The sequence below is a fragment of the Vulcanococcus sp. genome (genome assembly GCF_044369115.1).
Classification (GTDB): domain Bacteria; phylum Cyanobacteriota; class Cyanobacteriia; order PCC-6307; family Cyanobiaceae; genus Vulcanococcus.
Genome location: NZ_JBIPMN010000161.1, coordinates 1 through 6019, shown reverse-complemented (window position 1 = coordinate 6019; position 6019 = coordinate 1). Strand labels below are relative to the sequence as shown.

6 protein-coding genes and 1 tRNA gene are annotated in these 6019 nt (G+C 66.9%); 3 read left to right on the top strand and 4 right to left on the bottom strand.

Features of this window, described 5'->3' with window-relative positions:
• The coding region (locus ACIQ2E_RS11680) for an FIST N-terminal domain-containing protein (RefSeq protein WP_398330606.1) at positions 1-698 on the bottom strand (698 nt) is incomplete at its 3' end.
• 69 nt (positions 699-767) lie between these two features.
• Between ACIQ2E_RS11680 and ACIQ2E_RS11675 the strand changes: the two genes are divergently transcribed.
• Positions 768-1385, top strand: a complete 618-nt coding sequence (locus tag ACIQ2E_RS11675) for a DUF3177 family protein (RefSeq protein ID WP_398330603.1) — start codon at positions 768-770, stop codon at positions 1383-1385.
• Positions 1375-1683, top strand: coding sequence for a hypothetical protein (locus tag ACIQ2E_RS11670; protein ID WP_398330600.1), 309 nt, complete (start codon positions 1375-1377; stop codon positions 1681-1683). The genes ACIQ2E_RS11675 and ACIQ2E_RS11670 overlap by 11 nt, the downstream gene beginning before the upstream one ends.
• Positions 1684-1687: 4 nt before the next feature.
• On the opposite strand, the gene ACIQ2E_RS11665 is transcribed toward ACIQ2E_RS11670, so the two are convergent.
• From ACIQ2E_RS11665 to ACIQ2E_RS11655, 3 genes are read right to left on the bottom strand one after another with little or no spacing between them, the layout of a single operon-like run.
• Positions 1688-2173 (bottom strand): cupin domain-containing protein, encoded by a 486-nt coding sequence (locus tag ACIQ2E_RS11665; protein WP_398330597.1) that lies wholly within the window; start codon positions 2171-2173, stop codon positions 1688-1690.
• A gap of 7 nt (positions 2174-2180) precedes the next feature.
• The gene (gene ileS / locus ACIQ2E_RS11660) at positions 2181-5129 is read right to left on the bottom strand and encodes an isoleucine--tRNA ligase (protein ID WP_398330594.1); all 2949 of its coding nucleotides are present in this window, start codon (positions 5127-5129) and stop codon (positions 2181-2183) included.
• A gap of 24 nt (positions 5130-5153) precedes the next feature.
• The gene (locus ACIQ2E_RS11655; protein ID WP_398330591.1) at positions 5154-5759 is read right to left on the bottom strand and encodes a Ycf66 family protein; all 606 of its coding nucleotides are present in this window, start codon (positions 5757-5759) and stop codon (positions 5154-5156) included.
• A gap of 51 nt (positions 5760-5810) precedes the next feature.
• Here ACIQ2E_RS11655 and ACIQ2E_RS11650 point away from each other — a divergent pair.
• Positions 5811-5892: transfer RNA gene (locus tag ACIQ2E_RS11650), tRNA-Leu, on the top strand.
• Positions 5893-6019: the final 127 nt, after the last annotated feature.

Sequence of the window (6019 nt, the reverse complement as noted above, 5' to 3'; positions counted from 1 at the left end):
CAGCCCTGGGCTACTACCGGATCGATGCGCCAGGCACCGCTGATCAGGCAGCCCACGGCTCCCTCCACCACCTGGTCGTCGAGCAGCAGGGAGCCGTGGCTGGCGTTGTGCTGCCCGGCAATGCCGCCCACCTTGGCCGCCTCGGGATAGGCGTAATCGAGGCCGCTGATCAGGTCGTTGATCGCCGGGCAGCCCGGATCGATGAACAGCAGCATCGAGTGCCCCCCCTCCGGTTGGGCACCCACCCAGTCCACCCATTGCTGGCTGGGGCCATCGAGATCCGGCAGGCCACCGGCCTCGAGATGGAACAGCTGCAGCCCGGATCCCGGCAGCTGCAACAAGCTCACGCTGATGCCGGGTTGATGCTCCAGCTCATGGGGGTGGCCCTGGGCATCGGTGCCCACCACCCCGCCACCGGCGCAGCCGATCCAATGGCGGCTGGGAATGGCCTCGCGCAGCAGCGGCAACAAGCGCTGCAGATCGGTGGCGTAGGCGGTGGAACAGAACACCAGGGCGAGATCCGCGGGGCCGCTCAGGCCACTGGCGCGGAGTTGCTTGCTCAGATCCGCCACCGCCGCTTCCAGGGCGGGTTGATTGCTCAGGGCCGTGCAGCAGCGGGCTTGCCGGCGGTTGCGGCGCCGCAGTAGCGGGCCGATCCTGGATTGCAGCGAATGGGGGAGGCGAAACGTCCGAGCCATGGCTGGACCCTACTGCTGCTGGCTGCAGCGTTAAGCCCGGGATAATGACGGCTTGCCGCCCCCCTCTGCGTGCCAGACCTGCTGCTCTATCGCACTCTTGTCTGGCTGGACTATCGCCTGGCTGCGGTGTTTGCCGTTGGGCTGCCGCTGGTGCTGTTGGTGTGGGCAGCCTGGACACGTGAGCAGGCCCTAGTGCGCTTGATGGGCATTTATTGGAAGGTGGCGAGCTTGCTGTTGATCACGGTGCTGCTGCTCACCGACAACAGGCCCCTCGGCTATCTGCTGGCGTTCCTGGCACAGCTGCTGGTGGTGGTGAGCGTGTGGTTTTGGGTGGATCTCAACGAGGAGCTCGACGACTTGCCCCCCTGGCGGCCGCTGCCGTTTGCGGTGCGCGCCTGGCGCTGGGGTTTGACGGTGTTTGGGGTGCTGGGGGCTCTGCTGAGTGCACGCGCCCTGGACTGCGTGCGCGGTGGTGTGACTCGCCCGGTGTGCCGGGTGTGGCTGGAGGCCCCGGATGACCTACACGGCGGTGCGGCCAGCTTCTTCAACTTCGTGTTTGGTGGCAGCTGGACAGGCACCGTCGCGGCCTTTGTGGGCTATGTGGCCCTGGTGGCCTATGGGGTGGGTGCGTTGCAGTGGTTGCTGGTGAGGTTGCCGAAGCAGGGACGGGTGGCCGGTGGTTTCTGAGTTGCTGGCGCGGTTGGAGGAGCTGAGCCGCAGCAGACCAGATCGCGTGCTGCGGCTTACCGGTGAGCTGCCGGGTGAGGGCGGCGGGATGGAACCCTTTGAACTGCTGATCTTCCGCGGGTTCTCCAGCAGCGTCAGCCATCCCACCGCCTTTGATCCCGATCAGCCCGCTCTGCCGGAATCGGCACACCTGAGCAGTGCTGAGCTGTTGCAAGGGCCGCTCAATCCGGCTGCTGAACAGCGTGTGGCTGGCCCGATGGATCCAGAGCTGTTGCTGGAGCCAGATTGCTGGGGTTAAGCCTTCAGGGCAGGCTGCAGAACCGGCGCCAGTCGTCGCAGAGCTGGGTAAGTGCGGCATCGTGCTCAGCCAGTTGATCGGGAGCAGCCAGCTCGAAATCAGCGAAGGTAAAGCCGGGCGCCACCGTGCAGCTCACCAGGCTCCAGGCACGGCCGCTGATCGGTTCGGCTGCAAACCAGTGGCCGGCTGGCACCACGTGTTGGGGGCGTTCGCCACTGCTCAGTTCCATCCCCAGGCGTGTGGTTTGCGCGATGCCGCTGGGGCTGATCTGATGCACCATCAGCCCGCCACCGGCATGGAAATGCCAGACCTCGTCGGAGTGGAGGCGATGCCAGCGGGAGCGCTCGCCTGCTTGCAGCAGAAACAGGATGGCCGTGCTGGCCGGCCGGGGGCCTCGCGGTGTTGGCACCGTTTGGCCAGCCCGGTAGGTTTCGCGGAAGTGGCCACCCTCCGGATGCGGGGAGAGCTGCAGCTGCTCGATCAGGTGCACGCCGTGATCAGCTGAGCACCGCGACGCATCGGCCGCACAGGCTCGGGTGGGCGCTGTGCTGGCCGATGTCTGTTTCGTAGTGCCAGCAGCGCTCGCACTTCGCACCGGCGGCCTTGGCGATGCGCACCGTGATGCCGGCTTCTCTGGCTTCGGCCAGCACGTCGGCCGGGGCACGGCCGCCCTGTTGTAGAGCCGACACCAGCAGCCAGTCGGCCAGGTTGTCGACGCTGGGATGCGCGGTTGATTCCAGCCAGCGCAAGGCAGCGCGGGTGGATTCGGCGCCATCGCCCAGCTCCAGCTGCACCTGCGCTTCGAGGGAGGCTCCCAGCTGGCCGCCGGCCCGGCAGCTCTCCAGTTGGCGGTTCACCAGAGCCCGCAGCTCCAGGATCTGAGCCATCGGCGGCTCCAGTTCCGGCTGGCGCCATTCGGCCGGAGCCGTTGGCCAGCCCCGCTCGAACACCGAGCGCTCGCTCACCGCGTAGGGCAGGTTCTGCCAGATGTCTTCCGCCATGTGGCAGAGCACCGGCGCGATTAGCCCTGCCAGACGCTCCACCACCAGGGCCAGCACGGTTTGGCAGCTGCGGCGGCGGAACTCCTGGGCACCGCTCACGTAGAGGCGGTCCTTGGCGATATCGAGGTAGACGTTGGAGAGATCCACCACGCAGAAGTTCTGCAGCGCCTGGAAGAAGCGGTAGAACTCGAAGCGCTCGAAGTCTCCGCTCACGCTGTCGATCAGGCCGGCGGTGCGCTGCAGCATCCACTGATCGAGCAGCGGCAGCTCGGCATAGGGCACGGCATCGCGCGTGGGATCGAAGTCGTGGAGGTTGCCCAGCAGGTAGCGGGCGGTGTTGCGCACCTTGCGGTACACATCCGCCAGCTGCTTCACGATCCCAGGCCCTAGGGGCACATCGGCGGAGTAATCCACTGAGCTCACCCAGAGGCGCAACACATCGGCGCCGTAGGCCGGTTCCTGCTTTTCGTTCTTGCCGCCCTCCACCAGCACCGCGGGATCAACCACGTTGCCGAGGGATTTGCTCATCTTGCGGCCCTTCTCATCGAGGGTGAAGCCGTGGGTGAGCACCCGTTTGTAGGGGGCATGGCCGTTGACGGCCACGGAGGTGAGCAGGCTGCTCTGGAACCAGCCACGGTGCTGATCGCTGCCTTCGAGATAGAGGTCTGCGGGGTAGTGGAGTTCGGGGGCACGGCTCTCTCCGCCCGCACCGTTGGCACCGGCCAGTCCGCCCAGCACGCCGGCCCAGGACGAGCCTGAGTCGAACCACACGTCCATCGTGTCGGTGCCCTTGCGCCACTGAGCGGCTTCGGCGGTGTATTGCTCGGGGAGCAGGCCGGCTTCATCGCGCTCCCACCACACGTCGGCGCCGTTTTCGGCGATCAGAGCCTGGATGTGATCGAGGGTGGCCTGGTTGAGCAGCACCTCACTGGTTTCACGGTGATAGAAAACCGGGATCGGCACGCCCCAGGTGCGCTGGCGGCTGATGCACCAGTCGCCCCGCTCGCTCACCATCGCCTCGATCCGGTTGCGGCCGCTGGCCGGCAGCCACTCCACCTGCGCGATCGCCTCCAGGGCCGCGGCGCGGAAGCCTTCAACCGAGGCGAACCACTGTTCGGTGGCGCGGAAGATCGTTGGTTTTTTGGTGCGCCAGTCGTAGGGATACCGGTGTTCGTAGCGCTCCTGCTTCAGCAGCAGGCCGGTGCCCTCCAGCGCCTCGATGATCGCGGGGTTGGCGTCCTTGAGCACGTTGGTGCCGGCGAACGGGCCGGCCTCGGCGGTGAGGTTGCCGGCTTCATCCACGGGGCAGAGCACCGGTAGACCGTATTTCTTGCCGGTGTTGAAGTCGTCCACGCCGTGGCCGGGCGCGGTGTGCACCAGGCCGGTGCCGGCTTCGGTGGTGATGTAGTCGCCGCCGATCACCACCGGGCTCGTGCGTTCCAGCAGGGGGTGGCGGTAGACGATCCCTTCGAGATCGGCGCCTTTCACGCTGAGCAGGGGCTGGAGCTCCAGGCCCAGGCTGGCTTCGAGGCTCTCGCGCAGCTCCGCCGCCACCACCAGATGGCTGGCGGCGGGAGCCGTGTTCTCGCCCCGGGGGCTCACGGCGCAGATGGCGTAGTCGAGCCGCTCATTCACCGACACCGCCAGGTTGGCGGGCAGGGTCCAGGGGGTCGTCGTCCAGATCGCCACGGCGAGTCCGCCCGCGGCGATCGCGGCTTCAGGCTTGAGGCCAGCAGCGCTCAGCTGCGTGGCCAGACCTTCGGGCAGCTGCACGGCCGGGAAGGCCACGAACACGCTGGGGGAGGTGTGGCCATCGGGGTATTCGAGTTCGGCCTCCGCTAGGGCGGTGCGGGAGCTGGGGCTCCAGTGCACCGGCTTGAGGCCCCGGTAGATGTGGCCGGCCAGCACCATTGCTCCGAATACGCCGATCTGGGCGGCCTCGTAGCTCTTCTGCAGTGTGAGGTAGGGCTGATCCCAATCGGCCCAGATGCCCCAGCGCCTGAAGCCGGCTTTCTGGCCTTCCACCTGCTCGAGCGCATAGGCATGGGCCTTCTGGCGCAGGCTCACCGGCGTGAGCTCCGTGCGCTCAGTGCTTTTGAGGGCCTGGAGCACCTTCAGCTCGATCGGCAGGCCGTGGCAGTCCCAGCCCGGAATGAAGCGAGCCCGCTTGCCCTGGAGCAGGGCTGTTTTATTGATGATGTCTTTGAGGATCTTGTTGAGGGCGTGCCCCACATGCAGGGCCCCGTTGGCATAGGGCGGACCGTCGTGGAGGGTGAAGCTCTCGCCTGGGTTCTGCTGGCTCAGGCGCTCATAAAGCTGCAGTTCCGCCCAGAACGCCTGGATCTCCGGTTCCCGCACCTTCGCGTTCGCCCGCATCGAAAAGGGCGTCTGCAGCAGGTTGAGGGTGTCTTTGTAGGAGGTCGCGGGCGCAGAGCTGGCGGTCACGGCGCCTGGAGCAGCAAGGGCCGATTATCCCGCTTGGCTGACGGCAGCTTGGAGCAGCTGATCGATTTCGGCGAAGGAGCGCACCACTGGCGTTGCTTTAGCTGTGGGCGTGACTTCAGCTGTGCGCTCCGGTGTGGAGGCTGCGGCCTCATCGGGCTGACTGGGCTTTCGAGCAGGCTCCCCGCTGGACGCGCCATCGTCTGAGCGCACCCAGCGTTTGCCGCTGCTGCCCTTGCTGCCGCCACCGCGCTGGAGCGCGGCCAGCACCGTGCCTGAAGCGGCGCTCACCGCGGCGATGCCCCGGGCCACGCTCACCAGCAGTTCGCTCAGGCTCGTTTGCCAGCGCTCCAGCGAGAGCAGGCGTTGCTGCTCCTCGCTGGTGAGTGCCCTCCAGCGCAGCTGCAACACCTCAAGGCCAAGGCGGCCGATCAGCAGGCCACCACACAGCACGGCGAGCATGGGTGAGCCGGTGAGCCGGTCGGCGCTGGTGACCAGGGTGAGCCCCAGCAGCAGCACCACCGCACCCCACATGGCATCGCGGGGGCGCGAGAGCTCGCTTGCCAGCAAGGGCAGCAACAGCACGGCCAGGCCGACCACCAGGGCAAGCGTTCCGCTGAGGCTGGCAACCATGACTGGGTTGAGATTGACCGCATTCTCGGTGAATCCGTACAGTCGCGCCATGCCCACCTGGCGGAATTGGTAGACGCGCTGGGTTTAGGTTCCAGTGGCTTCGGCTGTGGGGGTTCAAGTCCCCCGGTGGGCATCGGGGTGAAGGCCTCAACTTCCTAAGGTGGCCTGAACGTTGGCCGGTGCAGCCCAGGGAATGACGCAAGCTCTGGTTCAGTCACCGGAGATGGAGGGGTCCCCTCGGGAGCTGCGCGCATCGGTGA